The following is a 17,076-nucleotide window of genomic DNA, read 5'->3' on the forward strand; positions in this document are numbered from 1 at the left end:
GGCAGTGCCGCTGTCTCACTGGATAGCCAGATGACTTGTGTATAACGATGAGCGCTGGAGCCTGGGGACGATCAGGGATCTCAAGCACACTGATCGTGCCGATGCTCCGCGTCGGCATGCATCCCGGGACGCTCCGCGTCCCTTACGCAGATCTCGCGGGACACAGTTCCCTCAAAACTCCAGCTGCGCCGAGAACGCAACGGTCCGTGGATCGCCCAGGTAGCTGCTGTTCAGCCAGTACTCCTTGTTGGCCAGGTTGCTGACGTTGACCCGCAAGGTCAGGTCGTTTTCCGAAACGCGCATGCGGTAGCGGGCACCGGCGTCGAAGGTGGTGAACGACGGCAGGTCGTTTTCGTTGCTTTGGTCGGTGTACTGCTTGCCGGTGTAGAACGCGCCACCGGTCATGGCCAGGCCCGGCACCTGATTGATGTCGTACTCGGCGTAGACCTTGGCCAGTTGCTTGGCGACGTTGGTCGGTGCATTGCCTTCATCCGCCGCAACGCCGGTTTTCTTGATCTTGGGGTCCAGGAGCGTGAAGCCGCCCACCAGCGTCAGTTCCGGCATGACCTTGCCGGTCACGCTGAACTCCAGGCCGTTGTTTTCCTGTCGCCCATCCACCACGTAGATGTTCGAGGCGGTGGTGTAGCCGTTGGGCTTTTCGATGTTGAACAGCGCGAGAGTCAGCAGGGTTTCGCCCAGTGTCGCCTTGGCGCCGATTTCGTACTGTTCACTGACTTCCGGCGCAAACGCCTGACCCGCGTTGGCCGTGCCGCTGGGCGCGATACCGCCCGACTGCAGCCCTTCGATGTACGTTGCGTAGGTGGTCAGCCAGGGCACCGGCTTGTAGACCAGCGAGATGTTGGGCGAGGTCTTGCTCTCGTTGTACGTCGTTTCGGTTTCCGCCGAGCCAAAGGCTCTGGCGTAGACGAACTCGTTGGCATAGGTCTTGATCTGAGTGTGGGTCACGCCGAGGATCGTCGACCACTGCTCGTTGAAGGTGATGACGTCACCGATCAGGAAGTTATTGCTCTCGGTGCTGTTGGCCAGCCGCTGATTGCCATGACCGATGGAATAAGCCGGTTTTCCGACCTGCGGCGTCTGGTCGAACGGGATGGTGCCCACCGGCGAGGTGTACTGCGGGCCAGGCTGGGCGGACGTGTACGGGATGTGGTCTTCATACTGTTTCTGACGGGATGTGTTGCCCTGATAGCCCATCGTGACCTTATGCTCAAGGAAACCGGTATCGAACGCCGCGTCGAGAAACAGCGAGCCGGTCTTCTCTTCGGTGTCGATAGGCGCGAAGGCGTAGAGCGGCTGCGAATACAGCCCCGCGCTGTAGACCGTAGGGCCGGTGTAGGTGTTTTCGCTGGTGTACTGCTGAGCAGCGAAAGCAGCGCGCAGTGTAAAGGTGTCATTCAGACGCCATTTGGCCCGCACGCCCGCCTTGTCCGACTCATAGTCCGAGAACGACCACTTCTGGCTGTACAACGTGTCGTTGTCCAGCGACCCAGCGCTCGGACGAAGAGACTGGTCGCCGAAAAACCAGTAGCTGGTCAGGCCGCGAATCTGGGTCTTCTTGTGCGAAGCGTCAAACTGCACCAGCAGATCGTCGGAGACGTTCCAGTCCAGTGCCAGCGAGATCATTTCCCGGCGACGCTTGTTCAGGTCGACGGCGGTCTCGCCATCCTGAGTCAGCACGTTGAGGCGATAGGCGAACTGGCCTTCGCTGTCGATCGGACCACCGAAGTCGCCGTGCAGATAGTAGTTCTCACCACCGGCATTACCCAGGGTCACGCTGTTGTAGCGCTGATAGGTGGGCCGCTTGATCACGTAGTTGACCAGACCGCCTGGCGACGCCGGACCATAAAGAAAGCCGGTCAGGCCGGTAATGACTTCCAGTTGCTCCATTTCTTCCAGATAGTTGCTGCCGTCCGCGCCGTTGGTAAAGCGCAGACCGTCGTTGGCTATGTTCAGGCTGCCCGCGCTGCTGAAGCCACGGATATTGACCGCACTGGCGTAACCGGCGCTGGTCGGGGAGTACATCTGGGTGAACGGGTTGTGCTTGATGACATCGTCCAGCGACGTCGCCTGAATGTTCTTCAGCAGGGCCTGCGGCGTCACGCTGATGGAATACGGCGCATCCTGAAGCTTCATGCCGCCCAACGCACCGACGCTGCTGACGTTCTCGCTGCGATAACCGGCCGCTTCTGAACCTTCGGCAGCCGAAGCGCGCGCATTGATGGTCACATCCGACAGGCTCAGCGTGCCCCCTTCCATTGCCATCAGGGTGTAGGTTCCGGCAGCGCTCTGCACCAGTTGCAGGCCGCTGCCGCGCAACGCTTCACGCAAGGCACCGGTTGCATCGAACTGGCCCTTGACCGGAGCGCTGGATTTTCCGGCAGCCAGCGCAGGATCGAGGCTAAGCGCCAGACCGCTCTGACTGGCGATCTGGTTCAAGGTGGTCGCCAGAGGCGCGGCCGGCAGGTCGTAGGACTGAACGCTGGCAGCCTGTTGCGCGGCCATCAGCAAGGGGCTGGCCAACGGTGCACAGACAGCAATGGCCATCGCCAACATGCTGGGGCGCAAAAGGGTGTCTAACGAACGGGACATCGGGCAACTCCTGGCTGGAATATTCTCAATGCCTGTTAGCCGGGCGAAACGCCGAAAGTGACAGGGCTGATTGAAAACAATTCCGTTTCAGGGCATCGACCCGATGGCCGAAGACTGAAGTCGCGTGGCTGCGTCAGTCCAGTTTCAGGTGCGAGGTGTCCGGCGCGACGCGGGTAGCGACGCGTGGGACCTGTCCCATGTCGCTGCCCACTGGCGCAACGCTGAGCCGGGACAGGTCCAGTTGCGGGACGACCGGCGCAGGTTTCGGGTCCTGCATGTCGCTGCCCGCCTCGGCCACGGAATAGTCCGGCGCATCGACATCGGAGAACGCGGCCATGTAGGCGTCTCGCGGCTTGATCTGCAGACGACCGGGGCGCACTGGCGTCTTGCGCAGCCAGGTAGGCTCGTCGGGCGGACGGGCCAGTTCGACCTCTTCCATCTCTTGCGCCTCGGCAGCCGGCACCGTTTCCAACGGCTGCGCAGCTTGCTCCGGTTGCGGCACAGGGGGTTTCATCATGACAACCCTGGCGACAGCGCCCGCGCGCTCCAGCGTTGCGCGGTACTTCTCGGCGGTTTGCTCATCCAGGTTGTTTTTGAGGACCAATCGTCGCCCCGAAAACAATAACTCCAGACGCGACTCATCCGCCTGAAACAGCTTTCCCAGGTTGGCTTTGACCCTCTCAAGCTGGGCACCTTCGACCAATCGGCCGTCGAAGACGATCTCAAAACGACTCATTCGGTATACCCGTCAGCACGTGAACAAAGTATGGCGCAGCCCCGAACATCGGAACAAGCAGGTTACCCCTGCCCGTCAAGTTGCTAAACTCGGGCCACTTACGGAGCAAGCTCATGTTTTCTCAGGCGCACATTACAAGAACGCTAAGCCTTGCGCTGCTCATGCTTGGGCTCACAGGATGCTCGGTCTGGAGTTTTGACAGCTTTCGGGACCCGGAAGTGCATTTGCTGAAGGTTCAGGTCGTCAAGGCCAGGCTGACACAGCAGGATTTCAAGCTGCATTTCGAGATCGATAACCCCAACGACTCGCGTGTTCTGGTTCGGGCAATTCAGTACAAGATCAGTCTCAATGATGTGGTGCTGGTCGACGACAGGTCCAACGACTGGTTTTTTGTCGATGCCCACAGCCGCAGGACCTTTGTGGTGCCTATCCGTACCAACCTCTGGCGGCACGCGAAGTACCTTGCCCAGTTGTTGAAGAAGCCCGACGAGAGCATTCACTATCGGCTTGAAGGCAAGCTCAAGACGGGCCTGCTGTTCAGGAACACCGTTCGAATAGGCCGCTCGGGTGATGTCGCGCCTGAAGCGTTGATCCACAGGCGCTGATACCTCTGGCTAACCTCCCAGCCGTCCCTTGACCAGTTCCATCAGAAACTTCCAGATGTCTGCCGCCCAGAGTGCGCGATTGACGGCCGCGATCAGCGAGCCCCCGAACGAACCCAGCAGAAAGCCCACACCGGTGATGTTGCGAGGCTCATCCACCCCCAGGTAATTGCTGGCGATGCCGGTCAGGAACACTGCGCAGGCAACACCTGTGATCAAAAACACCAGCCAGCCGCGCACGTCGATGAGACTTGCCTTGTGCCACCAGCCGGAAATGATGGCGCCGACAAGGCCAGCCACCAGCCATTCGAATCTGTCTACCAAGCCATTCAAGAGCTCCATGAGCCTGACTCCGTACAAAAGATGATGAGATTCACGCACTGCCGAGTTTCAGGACTGAGACTAAATTTAAGCATACTTAAATAAATCGTCAAGCTTGCTGAACATAAAGCGTTTTAAGCGGGACCTGTCTGGTAATTTCCCGAGAACGCTGCGGCAGATTCAGAATGCTCGGGACGCAGATGATAGGCGCAGCCTGGGACTGATCGAGCTCAGCCCCGTTCAGATGGGCGCATCAGGCTACCTTCAGCCGTCGATATAGCGCTTCCAGCCAATCCACACCGAGCCGTCTTCCCGGCGATCGACTTGAATACCGTCGGTTTCTTCGATTTCCTGGAGCACGGTGTCCCAGATCTCGGAAGGCTCGCCATCAAGTCGGGTAACGGTGATGAACTGGACCTTCTGCACATCCGGCGACGCCACCATGCGCTGAATGCGTCTTCCGATCTGCTCGTAGGAAAAGGACGCGTTTGTTGCTGAATACAGATCGCTAGCCATGACAACCTCCTTGGCATAACTGTATTTATATACAGTATTCCAGCCGTAGGAAGTCGGCAAGGTGCAAGTAGGAAAAGTATCGACGCGGCGTTGGCTGGAAAACACTCGCCAGCCTTGCCGGACAAGGCTCAGAGCCTGCCGGTCATCCGCACCGCCACGCCGATTATGCGACAGTCGGCACCGCACTCGATCATTCGATAGGCAGGGTTGAGCGGTTTGAGATAGCGAACGCCGCCGTCTTCGACCAGTTTCTTGAACGTGGCCTCATTACTGGCCGGCAACTTGGCGATGACCAGCTTGCCTGGTTGCACATCGGCTTCGGTGTCCACGAGGATCATCATCCCCTCAGGCACGCTGACACCGGTCGGCGCAGTCATGGAATCGCCTTTGACTTCCAGCCAGAACGCCGGTCCCTTGGAGTCGTAGTCGGAAATCTCATAGCGGTCGGAAAAACCTTCCGGGTACGGCTCGACGGCCTCTTCCCACGAGCCCGCCGAGACCCAGCTGATCACCGGATAGCGGAAGGACATCTTTGGCTGATCAATCAACGCGACGTTGGCGTCATGGGGCGAATCGCGTTCCGGCCCTTCACCGATCGCCAGCCATTCGGCGCGAAAGCCTGTGGCCCTGGCCAGCGCGTAGAGATTTTCAGGGCGCAGGCTCTTGCTCTCGCCACTCACCCACTGCGTGACGGCCGAATTGGCCACGCCACACGCGGCGGCAATTTCACCCTTCTTCTTGCCGCTCAGGGCGATGGCTCGGGCGATACGTTCGTGTCTGTTCATAAGCTCTGCCTCACACCGCTTGAGGAAATAAAAGCGAACGTTTGACGCCGCGAATGTAAGCATGCTTAAAAAAAACAACTATTTCCAGAAAAAAAACACGGCGATACAGCCAGCGACCATTTGCGGGATAATGCGCGTCGATTTAATTGCGGAGTAAACCCGATGAACCAGCAAGCCCATGTTCATGGTCCTGATTGCAACCACGATCATGATCATCACGACCACCAGCACGGCCACGTCCATGGCCCGAACTGCGGTCACGCCCATCAGGAGCCAGTGCGTAACACGTTGAAAGACGTAGGCCGCAACGATCCTTGCCCATGCGGCAGCGACAAGAAATTCAAGAAATGCCACGGCGCATAACACGCCGGCTTTTCTGCCAACGGCCTGCCTTGCAGGCCGTTTTCATATGTACGGGGCGCCGAGGGAAGCGTAAAACGAAGGACTATGATCACCCACAAGGAGCGCTCAATGATCGACCTGCACTACTGGACCACGCCCAACGGCCACAAAATCAGCCTGTTTCTGGAAGAGTCCGGCCTGGCTTATAAAGTGTTTCCGGTGAACATTGGCAAGAACGAGCAGTTCGAGCCCGACTTCCTGAAAATCTCCCCCAACAATCGCATCCCGGCCATTGTCGATCACGACCCGGCTGACGGCGGCGCGCCGCTGAGCCTTTTCGAGTCAGGCGCCATTCTGCTGTACCTGGCCGAAAAGACCGGACGCTTCATTCCGAGCGATCTGCGCGGTCGTCAGGAAGTCTCGCAATGGCTGTTCTGGCAGATGGGCGGGCTGGGGCCGATGGCCGGACAGAATCATCACTTCAATCGCTTCGCCAAAGAGAAGATCCCCTACGCCATCGAGCGCTACGTCAACGAAACCGCCCGCCTCTATGGCGTGCTGGACAAGCGTCTGGCTGACCGTGACTTCGTGGCAGGCAGCGACTACAGCATCGCGGACATGGCGATCTACCCGTGGATCGTGCCGCACACCTACCAGCAGCAGGACCTGAACGACTTCCCACACCTCAAGCGCTGGTTCGAAAGTATCGCCAATCGTGATGCAACAAAACGGGCTTACGCGCTGGCCGAACGGATCAATCCTTCCAAGGCCTGATGCCCTGCGAGCGTGCCACCGGCGAGGCTGGCACGCGGTTCTTTGTAAAATCCTGAAATAACTCGCCCTGCCTGCTTGCGTGCCGGCTGACGGCTCACTAACGTAGCGGCTTTTGTACATATCCCCTCCAGGAGCTTGCCCATGGCCTCGCCAGCCTTTCTACATTTTCTGCCTCGATTTGGCGCTGCCGCCGCTGCGGTGAGTTTCCTGAGCCTGGCGGGTTGCCAGTTGGGCGGTGGTGATAACGACACTCTGCTACCTGCCTCCGGGACTTTCGCGCTCAAAGGCCTGGCGCAGAATGTGTCGGTGCGGCGCAACAGCATGGGCATGCCACTGATTGAAAGCAGCACTTACCACGACGCGCTGTTTACGTTGGGCTATGTGCATGCTGGAGACCGCATCAGCCAGATGCTCGGCATGCGCCTGTTGGCGCAGGGCCGTCTGTCGGAAATGGCGGGGCCTGACGCGCTGGAAGTGGACCGCCTGATGCGGTCAGTCAACCTGAAGCAGAACGCGAGCGATCTTTATAATGCGTCGTCGCCACGCCTCAAGCGTTTCTTCGACGTTTATGCACGCGGCGTGAACGCCTACCTGTTCCGCTATCGCGACAAGCTGCCGGCCGACGTCGCCAACTCGGGCTACAAGCCTGAGTACTGGAAACCCGAAGACTCGGCGCTGATTTTCGCCCTGCTCAACTTCAGCCAGTCTGTAAACCTGCAGGAAGAGCTGTCCGGGCTGGTACTGGCGCAGAAAGTCGGGGCTGACAAACTGGCCTGGCTGCTGCCCACCTATCCCGATGAAGAGCTGCCGTTCGCCGAGGCTGACAAGCTCAAGGGCCTGAACCTCAACAATCAGGTCAATGACCTGAGCGACCTGAACAAGGTTGCCCTGCAACTCTCCGACCTGAACATGCTGGGCGTCGCCGCCTCGAGCAACTGGGCCATCGCGCCGCAGCGCAGCCGCAGTGGCAAAAGCCTGTCGGCCAGCGACATGCAGTTTCCGGGTGGTTTGAACTCAGCCTGGAGCTTTGTGCAGATCCGTGCGCCGAAATATCAGGTGTCCGGTGTATCCATCGCAGGCCTGCCGCTGGTGCTCAGCGGCTTCAACGGCAAGCTGGCGTGGAGCATGAGCAACGTCAAGGGCGACAATCAGGACCTGTTCCTGGAAAAGATCAAGCGTGAAGGCAATCGTGTGTCCTACATGGCCGATGGCAAATGGGTGCCCGCCATCGCCCACGATGAGACTTTTCTGGTCAAAGGCAACCGCGCCGTTCGTGAAACGGTCTACGCGACCCGTCACGGCGCATTGCTCAACGCCAGTGCCACACCGCCCGGCAATGGCCTGAGCCTTGCGCTGCAAACGCCGAGCTTCAAGGACGACAAGACGCTGGACGCCTTCTTCGATCTGTCTCGCGCGCCCAACGTGGAGAAAGCATTCGACACCAGCCGCGAGATTCGGGCGATCACCCTGAACATGGTGTTTGCCGACGCCTCCAACATCGGCTGGCAGGTCACCGGCCGTTTCCCGAACCGTCGTGAAGGCCAGGGCCTTCTGCCTTCGCCGGGCTGGGAAGGCAAGTACGACTGGGACGGTTTCGCCGATTCGATGCTGCACCCTTACGACCAGGATCCTCGTCAGGGCTGGATCGCCACAGCCAACCAACGCACGATTCCGAAAGGCTACGGCATGCAGCTTTCCAATTCGTGGGGCAACCCCGAGCGCGCCGAGCGGATCGCCGAACTGGCCAACGGAGGCAAACAGGACCTGCGCAGCACCGTCGCCATGCAGTACGACCAGACCACGACGTTCGCCGCCAAGCTCAAGACCATGTTCGAAGCGCCGGGCATGAGCAAACCGTTGAAACAGGCCATCGACGCACTGCCCGAGGCCGATCGCAACAAGGCACGCGAGGCGTATACGCGCTTGATGGCGTTCGACGGCAAGCTGAGCGCCACCTCGGCTGATGCTGCGCTGTACGAGTTGTTCCTGCAGGAAAGCGCCAGACAGATTTTCCTGGATGAACTGGGTCCTGACACCAGCCCGGCGTGGCAGGCACTGGTCGCCAACGCGGGCTCCTCTTACTCGCCGCAGGCCGATCACCTGCTGGGCCGTGACGACAGCCCTTATTGGGACGACGTAAAAACCCCGCAGAAAGAAGACAAGCCCGCGATTCTGGCGCGCAGTCTGGCCGCAGCCGTTACCAGCGGCGACAGCCTGTTGGGCAGCGACCACAAGGCCTGGCAATGGGGCAAACTGCATCGTGACAACTGGACCGCTAGTAATCCGCTGGTCAAGCAGATGGGCGGTGTCGAGTACAACCGCAGCGCCGTTCCGGCAGGCGGCGACCACACGACCATCAACGTGTCCGGCTACGAATGGGGCAAAGGCTTCGATGCGCGCATGGCACCAGGATTGCGCATGATCGTGGACTTCAGCCTGGTAGAACCCATGACGGGCCTGATCAGCACCGGCCAGTCCGGCAACCCGGCCAGCCCGTACTACGCCAACAGCATCGAGCCCTGGCTCAAGGCGCAGTACATGTCGATACCGCTGCAGCAGTCGAACTATGAAAAGGGTTACGGCAAGCAGCGTCTGACACTGACGCCCGGCAAGTAACGCCCTCGCCCCTGATCGTACGCTGGGACGCGGAGCGTCCCGGGAGGCATGCCCACGCGGAGCGATGGGCACGATCAGTGTCGAGGCGGATTTATGTATAACGATGAGCGCGGAGCGTGGGTACGATCATGGGTGCACACGTCAGCCCTCACGCCGATCGTTCCTCACGCTCCGCGTGGGAATGCCTCCCAGGACGCTCCGCGTCCGCTCTCGAATGTGGCGCGGAGCATCCCGGGCGGCACCTACGCCGAGCGGGCACGATCAGTGTTGAGGCGGAGTTGTGAATCAGCGCGCCCCAAAACTCCACGAACTTCCCGCCCTGCCCCGGCTCATAGCTAACAAGCCCATCCATACGGTTGTCCCATGGATCTTGTCGTAGCGCGCCCCGAAGGTTTGTATTGTCCACCCGGTGATTTCTATATAGATCCCTGGCGCCCGGTCGAACGGGCGGTCATCACGCATGCGCACGGCGACCATGCCCGTACCGGTAACGAGCGTTACCTGTCGGCCGCCAGTGGCGAGGGGATTCTGCGTTCGCGTCTGGGTCAGGACATCAATCTGCAAACCCTCGAATACGGCGAGCAGATCACCCATCACGGCGTGAAGCTCAGCCTGCATCCGGCCGGTCATGTGCTGGGCTCGGCGCAGGTGCGGCTGGAATACGAGGGCGAAGTCTGGGTTGCCTCCGGCGACTACAAGGTCGAGCCCGATGGCACGTGCGCAGCCTTTGAACCAGTGCGTTGCCACACTTTCATCACGGAATCGACCTTTGGCCTGCCGATCTATCGATGGGCACCTCAATCGCAGATTTTCGAAGGGATCAACGAATGGTGGCGCGCCAATGCCGAGCAGGGCAAGGCGAGCGTGCTGTTCGCCTACTCCTTCGGCAAGGCGCAACGCATCCTGCACGGCATCGACTCCAGCATCGGCCCGATTCTGGTGCACGGCGCGGTCGAACCGTTGAACCGGGTGTACCGCGAGGGCGGCATTCGAATCCCGGAAACCCAATACGCAGGTGATTTCAAGAAGACCGACCCCGCGCTGCGCCAGGCACTGATTCTCGCGCCACCGTCGGCAGGCGGGAGCAGTTGGATGAAGCGCTTCGGCGAGTACAGCGACGCGTTCGCCAGCGGCTGGATGATGCTGCGCGGTACACGACGTCGGCGCGGCGTGGATCGTGGCTTCGTGCTGTCCGATCATGCCGACTGGCCCGGCCTGCTGTGGGCCATCGAACAGACCGGCGCGGAACGGGTGATGGTCACCCACGGTTCGGTCGGCGTACTGGTGCGTTACCTGCGCGAACTGGGGCTGGACGCGCAAGGCTTCACCACCGAATACGGCGATGAGGACGACTCAAACACCCCTGCGCAAGCAGAGCCGGAAAGCACAGGCGAGGCACAGTCATGAAAGCCTTCGCCGAGCTGTACACCCGGCTGGACGCCACTACTTCGAGCAACGCCAAACTCGCGGCCATGCGCGAGTATTTCGAACAGGCTGAACCACAGGACGCGGCCTGGGCCGTTTACTTCCTGTCCGGCGGACGCCCCCGGCAGCTGGTGCCGACCCGCATCCTGCGCGAACAGGCCATGACGCTGGGCAATCTGCCGGAATGGCTGTTCGAGGAAAGCTATCAGGCGGTCGGTGATCTGGCGGAAACCCTGTCACTGCTGCTGCCACAGGCCGAGCACAGCAACGACGAAGGCCTGGCGCTCTGGATGGAAGAAAAGCTCTTGCCCCTGCGCGGGCTGCCGCCTGAAGAACTGGCCGAGCGCTTGCCTGCGTTCTGGTCGCAACTGGATCGCGGCAGCCTGATGGTCTGCATCAAGCTGATCACCGGCAGCTTCCGGGTCGGCGTCTCGAAACTGCTGGTCACACGCGCCCTCGCCGCGCTGGCAGACATCGACAGCAAGCGGGTCGCGCAACGTCTGGTGGGTTACACCGACCTGTCCCACCGGCCGAGCGCCGAGGGTTATCTGAAACTGATCGCGGCCGAATCGGATGATGAGCACGCACAGCGTGGCGGTCAGCCCTACCCGTTCTTTCTCGCACACTCGCTGCAGCAGCCTGCCGACCAGTTCGAAGAACTGCTGGGCCCGGCCGAGAACTGGCAGGTGGAATGGAAGTGGGATGGCATTCGGGCGCAGCTCGTCAAACGCGACGGACGACTGTGGATCTGGTCGCGCGGCGAAGAACTGGTCACCGATCGCTTCCCCGAGCTGCACAGCCTGGTTCAGTGCCTGCCCGACGGCACCGTGATTGACGGCGAAATCGTGGTCTGGAAAGCCCCGCAAGCCGCACCTGACAGCGAAGCGGAATTTGCGCTGGACAGCGATGCGTCGCAGGCCAGCCCCTCGGTTCAACCGTTCGCCTTGCTGCAACAGCGCATTGGCCGCAAGACACTGGGCAAAAAGATTCTCGCCGATGTGCCGGTCGTGATCCTGGCCTACGACCTGCTCGAGTGGGAAGGCCACGACTGGCGCAGCCGTCCGCAACATGAGCGCCGCGCGCAACTGGAAATCCTGATCGGCGAGGCTCGCAGCGATGTGCTCCTGCCCTCTCCGGTACTGACCGGCAAGGACTGGCTGGACCTGGCCGACCAGCGCGAAGCCTCCCGCAGCCTGGGTGTCGAGGGCATGATGCTCAAGGCGCGTGATTCGCTGTATGGCGTCGGGCGCACCAAAGACATGGGCGTGTGGTGGAAATGGAAGGTCGATCCGTTCAGCGTGGATGCGGTGCTGATTTATGCACAACGCGGCCACGGACGGCGTGCCAGTCTGTACAGCGATTACACCTTCGCGGTGTGGGACGGCCCGCCTGAGTCGAGCGAGCGCACGCTGGTGCCGTTCGCCAAAGCCTACTCCGGGCTGACCGATGAAGAGATGCGCAAGGTGGACGCCATCGTGCGCAAGACCACGGTCGAGAAATTCGGCCCGGTCAGCAGCGTGACCCCGACGCTGGTGTTCGAACTGGGCTTCGAAGGCATTGCCCTTTCCAAGCGCCACAAGAGCGGGATTGCCGTGCGTTTTCCGCGCATGCTGCGCTGGCGGCAGGACAAGCCGGTCGCTGAAGCTGACAGTCTGGCCACATTGCAGGACCTGTTGAGCTGACGCACCTCAAGGGTGCGCTCGAAATGCAGCGCACCAAATATGATCATTCCTACCCACTCTGTCGCCACTCGTGCGACCGGTTCGTTACGAATCTGCTTCACCCGTTCGGCGTTCAATGACTCGCCTCAGATAAAACCGACCTGCCTGCAGACCTCAGTGGCAACGAGCAGGCAGAACGCCATGCATTTATATGAAATAGCGACAACCGCTTACACTTCAAACGCACGTTCGTCTCTCTGGTTCGGAAATTGCTACTTTTAGAACATCTGGCCTACGCCGGTAGCAACAAGCCTCGCGTGTTCCCAACACCCCCATCAGGTTTTAAGGACTGAATAATGAAAAAAGCATGGCTGACCCTTTCCGCACTGGCTTTGTGCCTGGCCGCTGGTAACACAATGGCCAAGGAGTACAAGGAACTGCGCTTTGGCGTCGATCCTTCTTACGCACCGTTCGAATCCAAAGCCGCCGACGGCAGCCTGGTGGGCTTCGATATCGACCTGGGCAACGCCATCTGCAAAGAGCTGAAAGTGACGTGCAAGTGGGTCGAAAGCGATTTCGACGGCATGATCCCTGGTCTGAAAGCCCGTAAGTTCGACGGCGTGATCTCGTCCATGACCGTGACCCCGGCTCGCGAGAAAGTCATCGACTTCTCCAACGAGCTGTTCTCCGGCCCGACCTCGCTGGTGTTCAAGAAAGGTGCAGGCCTGACGGCTGATCCGGCCAGTCTGAAAGGCAAGACCGTGGGCTACGAGCAAGGCACCATCCAGGAAGCCTACGCCAAGGCCGTGCTGGACAAGGCTGGCGTGAAAACCCAGGCCTACGCCAACCAGGATCAGGTTTACGCTGACCTGACCTCCGGCCGTCTGGACGCTTCCATCCAGGACATGCTGCAGGCCGAACTGGGCTTCCTGAAGTCGCCGGCCGGCGCCGACTATGAAGTCAGCAAGCCTATCGACAGTGAACTGCTGCCAGCCAAGACTGCCGTCGGCATCGCCAAAGGCAACAAGGAGCTGAAAGCACTGCTCGATAAAGGCATCAAAGCCTTACACGATGACGGCACCTACGCCGAAATCCAGAAGAAGCATTTCGGCGACCTGAATCTGTACAGCGGTAAATAACACCCCGACGCCCATCGATTTCGGCGATGATTCGCCGCCCCTTCGATGGGCGTTTCTGTTCGTGACCGCTCAAGGCTTTATCCATGCTCGACTCACTGATGCACACCCTCGGACTTTCGGCTTTCAGCCTGAAGGGCTTCGGCCCTCTGTTGCTGCAAGGCACATGGATGACCATCAAACTTTCGGTACTGTCCCTGTTTCTGAGCATCGTGCTCGGGCTGATCGGGGCCAGCGCCAAACTGTCGAGCTCAGCGCTGCTGCGCGTGCCGGCACAGGTCTACACCACCTTGATTCGCGGCGTCCCGGATCTGGTGTTGATGCTGCTGATTTTCTACAGCCTGCAAACCTGGCTGACCAGCCTGACCGATGCGATGGAATGGGAATACATCGAGATCAACCCGTTCAGCGCGGGCGTCATCACGCTGGGTTTCATTTATGGTGCGTATTTCACCGAGACCTTCCGGGGCGCGATTCTGTCCGTGCCACGGGGTCAGATTGAAGCGGCCACCGCCTACGGCCTCAAACGCGGCCAGCGGTTTCGCTATGTGGTGTTTCCGCAAATGATGCGTTATGCCTTGCCGGGTATTGGCAACAACTGGCAAGTGCTGCTCAAGGCGACCGCGCTGGTGTCGATCATCGGCCTCGCCGATCTGGTCAAGGCTTCGCAGGACGCAGGCAAGAGCACCTATCAACTGTTCTACTTTCTGGTGCTGGCGGCGCTGATCTACCTGGCGATCACCAGTGCGTCGAATTTCGCCTTGCGCTGGGCTGAACGGCATTACGCCGCAGGCAGCCGGGAGGCGCAGCGATGATTGAGTTACTTCAGGAATACTGGAAACCCTTCCTTTATACAGACGGCGTGAACGTGACCGGCCTGGCCATGACCATGTGGCTGCTCAGCGCGTCCATTGCCATCGGTTTCTGCCTGTCGATTCCGCTGTCCATCGCCCGCGTGTCGAAGAACCGCTGGGTCCGCTGGCCGGTGCAGTTCTACACCTACCTGTTTCGCGGCACCCCGCTCTATATACAGTTGCTGATCTGCTACACCGGCATTTACAGCATTGCAGCAGTGCGTGAGCAGCCGTTGCTGGATGCGTTCTTTCGCGACGCGATGAACTGCACCATCCTGGCGTTCACGCTGAACACCTGCGCGTACACCACCGAGATTTTTGCCGGTGCGATCCGCAGCATGGCCCACGGCGAGGTCGAAGCGGCCAAGGCTTATGGTTTGAGCGGCTGGAAGCTGTACGCCTATGTGATCATGCCGTCGGTGCTGCGCCGCTCGCTGCCTTATTACAGCAACGAAGTGATTCTGATGCTGCACTCGACCACCGTGGCCTTCACTGCCACGGTGCCGGACATTCTGAAAGTCGCACGGGATGCCAACTCGGCGACCTTCATGACTTTCCAGTCCTTCGGAATCGCTGCCGTCATGTACCTGACCGTCACCTTCATTCTGGTCGGGTTGTTCCGTCTTGCCGAACGTCGCTGGCTGGCCTTCCTCGGCCCCGCTCACTAATCAGGACAGAACCGATGCAGCATCACACCCATGATTTGCTGTCGCCGGTGCCCGGCACCGGGCGCTGCGTTCACAGTTTTCATTACGGGCCGCAGAGCGGCGCGGGCAAGGTCTACATTCAGGCTTCACTGCACGCTGACGAACTGCCCGGCATGCTGGTCGCCTGGTACCTGAAGCAGCGTCTGGCCGAACTGGAAAACGCCGGTCGCCTGCTGGGCGAAATCGTCGTGGTGCCGGTGGCCAACCCCATCGGCCTGGAACAGGTGTTGATGGACACGCCACTGGGCCGCTATGAACTGGAGAGCGGACAGAATTTCAATCGCGGGTTCGTCGACCTCGGGCAGCATGTGGGTGACGAGATCGAAGCGCGGCTGACCCAGGACGCAATTCAGAACCGTACGCTGGCGCGCGACAGCCTGCGTGCAGCCCTCAACGCTCAGACTGCCACGACCCAGTTGCACTCGTTGCGCCTGACGCTTCAGCGGCTGGCCTGCGACGCCGACATGGTGCTGGACCTGCACTGTGACTTCGAGTCGGTCGAGCACCTGTACACCACGCCCGAGGCCTGGCCGAAGGTCGAGCCGCTGTCGCGTTATCTCGGCGCGCAGGCCAGTCTGCTGGCCACCGACTCTGGCGGTCAGTCGTTCGACGAATGCTTCACGCTGGTCTGGTGGCAATTGCAGCAGCGCTTCGGTGAACGCTTTCCGGTCCCGATGGGCAGCTTCTCGGTGACCCTTGAGTTGCGCGGGCAAGGCGACGTCAATCATTCACTGGCGAGCCGCGATTGCCAGGCGATCATCAATTACCTGATCGACTTCGGCCTGATCGACGGCGAACGGCAGATGCCGCCCGAACTGCTGTACCCCGCCACGCCTCTGGCTGCAGTCGAGCCGGTCGCGACACCGGTCGGCGGCTTGCTGGTGTTCTGTGCGATGCCGGGCGAGCACGTCGATGCAGGGCAACTGATCGCCGAAATCATCGACCCGATCAGCGACGCCGTGACCAGCATTCATGCGCTCAACGCCGGTCTGCTGTATGCGCGCTCGTTGCGCCGAATGGCCACCGCTGGCATGGTCATCGCCCATATCGCGGGCACGCAGGCCTACCGCAGCGGCTACCTACTTTCTCCTTAAGGACCTCTCATGTACAAACTGACCATCGATAGCCTGCACAAGCGCTATGGCGACAACGAGGTGCTCAAAGGCGTATCGCTCAAGGCCAGCAGCGGTGATGTGATCTGCCTGATCGGCGCCAGCGGTTCGGGCAAGAGCACGTTCCTGCGGTGCATCAACTTTCTGGAACAACCCAACGACGGCGCCATGAGCCTGGACGGCCAGCAGGTGCGCATGGTCAGCGACAAGGACGGCATGCGCGTTGCCGACCCGGACGAACTGCAACGGATCCGCACCCGACTGGCGATGGTGTTTCAGCACTTCAACCTGTGGGCGCACATGACCGTGCTGGAAAACATCACCATGGCGCCACGCCGGGTGCTGGGCGTGCCCAAGGCCGAAGCCGAAGCCCGCGCACGCAAATACCTGGACAAGGTTGGCCTGCCTGAGCGCGTGGCCGATCAGTACCCGGCGTTCCTGTCCGGCGGTCAGCAACAGCGCGTGGCGATTGCCCGTGCGCTGGCGATGGAACCGGAAATCATGCTGTTCGACGAACCGACCTCGGCGCTCGACCCGGAGCTGGTTGGTGAAGTGCTGAAAGTGATTCAGGGCCTTGCCGATGAAGGCCGCACCATGATCCTGGTGACCCACGAAATGGGCTTCGCCCGCAAGGTCGCCAGCCAAGTGGTGTTTCTGCATCAGGGCCAGATCGAAGAGTCCGGTCACCCGGACGAAGTCTTGAACAACCCCAAGAGCGAAAGGCTGCAGCAGTTCCTGAGCGGAAACCTGAAGTAACTGCGCAGGTGGCGCGCTGCGATGCGATGATCGTTCCCACTCGGCGCTCATCGTTATACACAAATCCACCTCGACACTGATCGTGCCCATCGCTCCGCGTGGGCATGCCTCCCGTGACGCTCC

General features: G+C 60.4%; 16 protein-coding genes. 11 read left to right on the plus strand and 5 right to left on the minus strand.

Features of this window, described 5'->3' with window-relative positions; genetic code table 11:
- Positions 1–171: 171 nt before the first annotated feature.
- Both QRN20_RS14930 and QRN20_RS14935 read right to left on the minus strand, forming a co-directional pair.
- Positions 172–2,610 carry a TonB-dependent receptor gene (locus tag QRN20_RS14930; protein ID WP_122429718.1) on the minus strand — a complete coding sequence of 813 codons (2,439 nt, stop codon included), beginning with the start codon at positions 2,608–2,610 and terminating at the stop codon, positions 172–174.
- A gap of 133 nt (positions 2,611–2,743) precedes the next feature.
- Positions 2,744–3,346, minus strand: a complete 603-nt coding sequence (locus QRN20_RS14935; RefSeq protein WP_029243728.1) for a hypothetical protein — start codon at positions 3,344–3,346, stop codon at positions 2,744–2,746.
- A 113-nt stretch (positions 3,347–3,459) separates the two neighbouring features.
- Here QRN20_RS14935 and QRN20_RS14940 point away from each other — a divergent pair, with 113 nt between their 5' ends.
- A complete protein-coding gene (locus QRN20_RS14940; RefSeq protein WP_122429717.1) occupies positions 3,460–3,951 on the plus strand; it encodes an LEA/WHy family protein in 492 nt (163 codons plus the stop codon).
- A gap of 9 nt (positions 3,952–3,960) precedes the next feature.
- Here QRN20_RS14940 and QRN20_RS14945 read toward each other — a convergent pair whose 3' ends face one another.
- The 3 genes from QRN20_RS14945 to QRN20_RS14955 all read right to left on the minus strand — a co-directional run bounded on the left by QRN20_RS14945 (position 3,961) and on the right by QRN20_RS14955 (position 5,570).
- The gene (locus QRN20_RS14945) at positions 3,961–4,290 is read right to left on the minus strand and encodes an MFS transporter (RefSeq protein WP_122421375.1); all 330 of its coding nucleotides are present in this window, start codon (positions 4,288–4,290) and stop codon (positions 3,961–3,963) included.
- A 243-nt stretch (positions 4,291–4,533) separates the two neighbouring features.
- Positions 4,534–4,785 (minus strand): DUF1654 domain-containing protein, encoded by a 252-nt coding sequence (locus QRN20_RS14950; protein ID WP_004888183.1) that lies wholly within the window; start codon positions 4,783–4,785, stop codon positions 4,534–4,536.
- Between the two features lie 128 nt (positions 4,786–4,913).
- On the minus strand, positions 4,914–5,570 hold the full coding sequence (locus QRN20_RS14955) for a LexA family protein (RefSeq protein ID WP_004888181.1): 657 nt from the start codon (positions 5,568–5,570) through the stop codon (positions 4,914–4,916).
- 162 nt (positions 5,571–5,732) lie between these two features.
- On the opposite strand from QRN20_RS14955, the gene QRN20_RS14960 reads away from it, so the two are divergent.
- The 10 genes from QRN20_RS14960 (at position 5,733) to QRN20_RS15005 (ending at position 16,953) form a co-directional block, all read left to right on the plus strand.
- The gene (locus tag QRN20_RS14960) at positions 5,733–5,933 is read left to right on the plus strand and encodes an SEC-C metal-binding domain-containing protein (RefSeq protein ID WP_005764888.1); all 201 of its coding nucleotides are present in this window, start codon (positions 5,733–5,735) and stop codon (positions 5,931–5,933) included.
- 108 nt (positions 5,934–6,041) lie between these two features.
- Positions 6,042–6,686, plus strand: coding sequence for a glutathione binding-like protein (locus QRN20_RS14965; RefSeq protein WP_057408496.1), 645 nt, complete (start codon positions 6,042–6,044; stop codon positions 6,684–6,686).
- Between the two features lie 141 nt (positions 6,687–6,827).
- Complete coding sequence (locus tag QRN20_RS14970; protein WP_122429715.1) at positions 6,828–9,302, plus strand: penicillin acylase family protein; 2,475 nt, start codon at positions 6,828–6,830, stop codon at positions 9,300–9,302.
- Between the two features lie 363 nt (positions 9,303–9,665).
- The gene (locus QRN20_RS14975; protein WP_029243723.1) at positions 9,666–10,709 is read left to right on the plus strand and encodes a ligase-associated DNA damage response exonuclease; all 1,044 of its coding nucleotides are present in this window, start codon (positions 9,666–9,668) and stop codon (positions 10,707–10,709) included.
- Complete coding sequence (locus tag QRN20_RS14980; RefSeq protein ID WP_122429713.1) at positions 10,706–12,409, plus strand: ATP-dependent DNA ligase; 1,704 nt, start codon at positions 10,706–10,708, stop codon at positions 12,407–12,409. Before QRN20_RS14975 ends, QRN20_RS14980 begins: the two co-directional genes overlap by 4 nt.
- Before the next feature lie 335 nt (positions 12,410–12,744).
- On the plus strand, positions 12,745–13,527 hold the full coding sequence (locus tag QRN20_RS14985) for a transporter substrate-binding domain-containing protein (RefSeq protein WP_004888172.1): 783 nt from the start codon (positions 12,745–12,747) through the stop codon (positions 13,525–13,527).
- A gap of 83 nt (positions 13,528–13,610) precedes the next feature.
- Positions 13,611–14,339, plus strand: coding sequence for an ABC transporter permease (locus tag QRN20_RS14990; protein WP_004888169.1), 729 nt, complete (start codon positions 13,611–13,613; stop codon positions 14,337–14,339).
- Entirely contained in the window at positions 14,336–15,046 is a 711-nt protein-coding gene (locus QRN20_RS14995) for an ABC transporter permease (protein ID WP_025996574.1), read from the plus strand. Before QRN20_RS14990 ends, QRN20_RS14995 begins: the two co-directional genes overlap by 4 nt.
- A gap of 14 nt (positions 15,047–15,060) precedes the next feature.
- Positions 15,061–16,179, plus strand: coding sequence for a succinylglutamate desuccinylase/aspartoacylase family protein (locus QRN20_RS15000; protein ID WP_058431781.1), 1,119 nt, complete (start codon positions 15,061–15,063; stop codon positions 16,177–16,179).
- A gap of 9 nt (positions 16,180–16,188) precedes the next feature.
- Positions 16,189–16,953, plus strand: coding sequence for an ABC transporter ATP-binding protein (locus tag QRN20_RS15005; RefSeq protein WP_122429712.1), 765 nt, complete (start codon positions 16,189–16,191; stop codon positions 16,951–16,953).
- Positions 16,954–17,076 lie beyond the last annotated feature (123 nt).

Source organism: Pseudomonas sp. fls2-241-TYG-175 (genome assembly GCF_030209155.1).
Taxonomy (GTDB): Bacteria; Pseudomonadota; Gammaproteobacteria; order Pseudomonadales; family Pseudomonadaceae; genus Aquipseudomonas; species Aquipseudomonas viridiflava.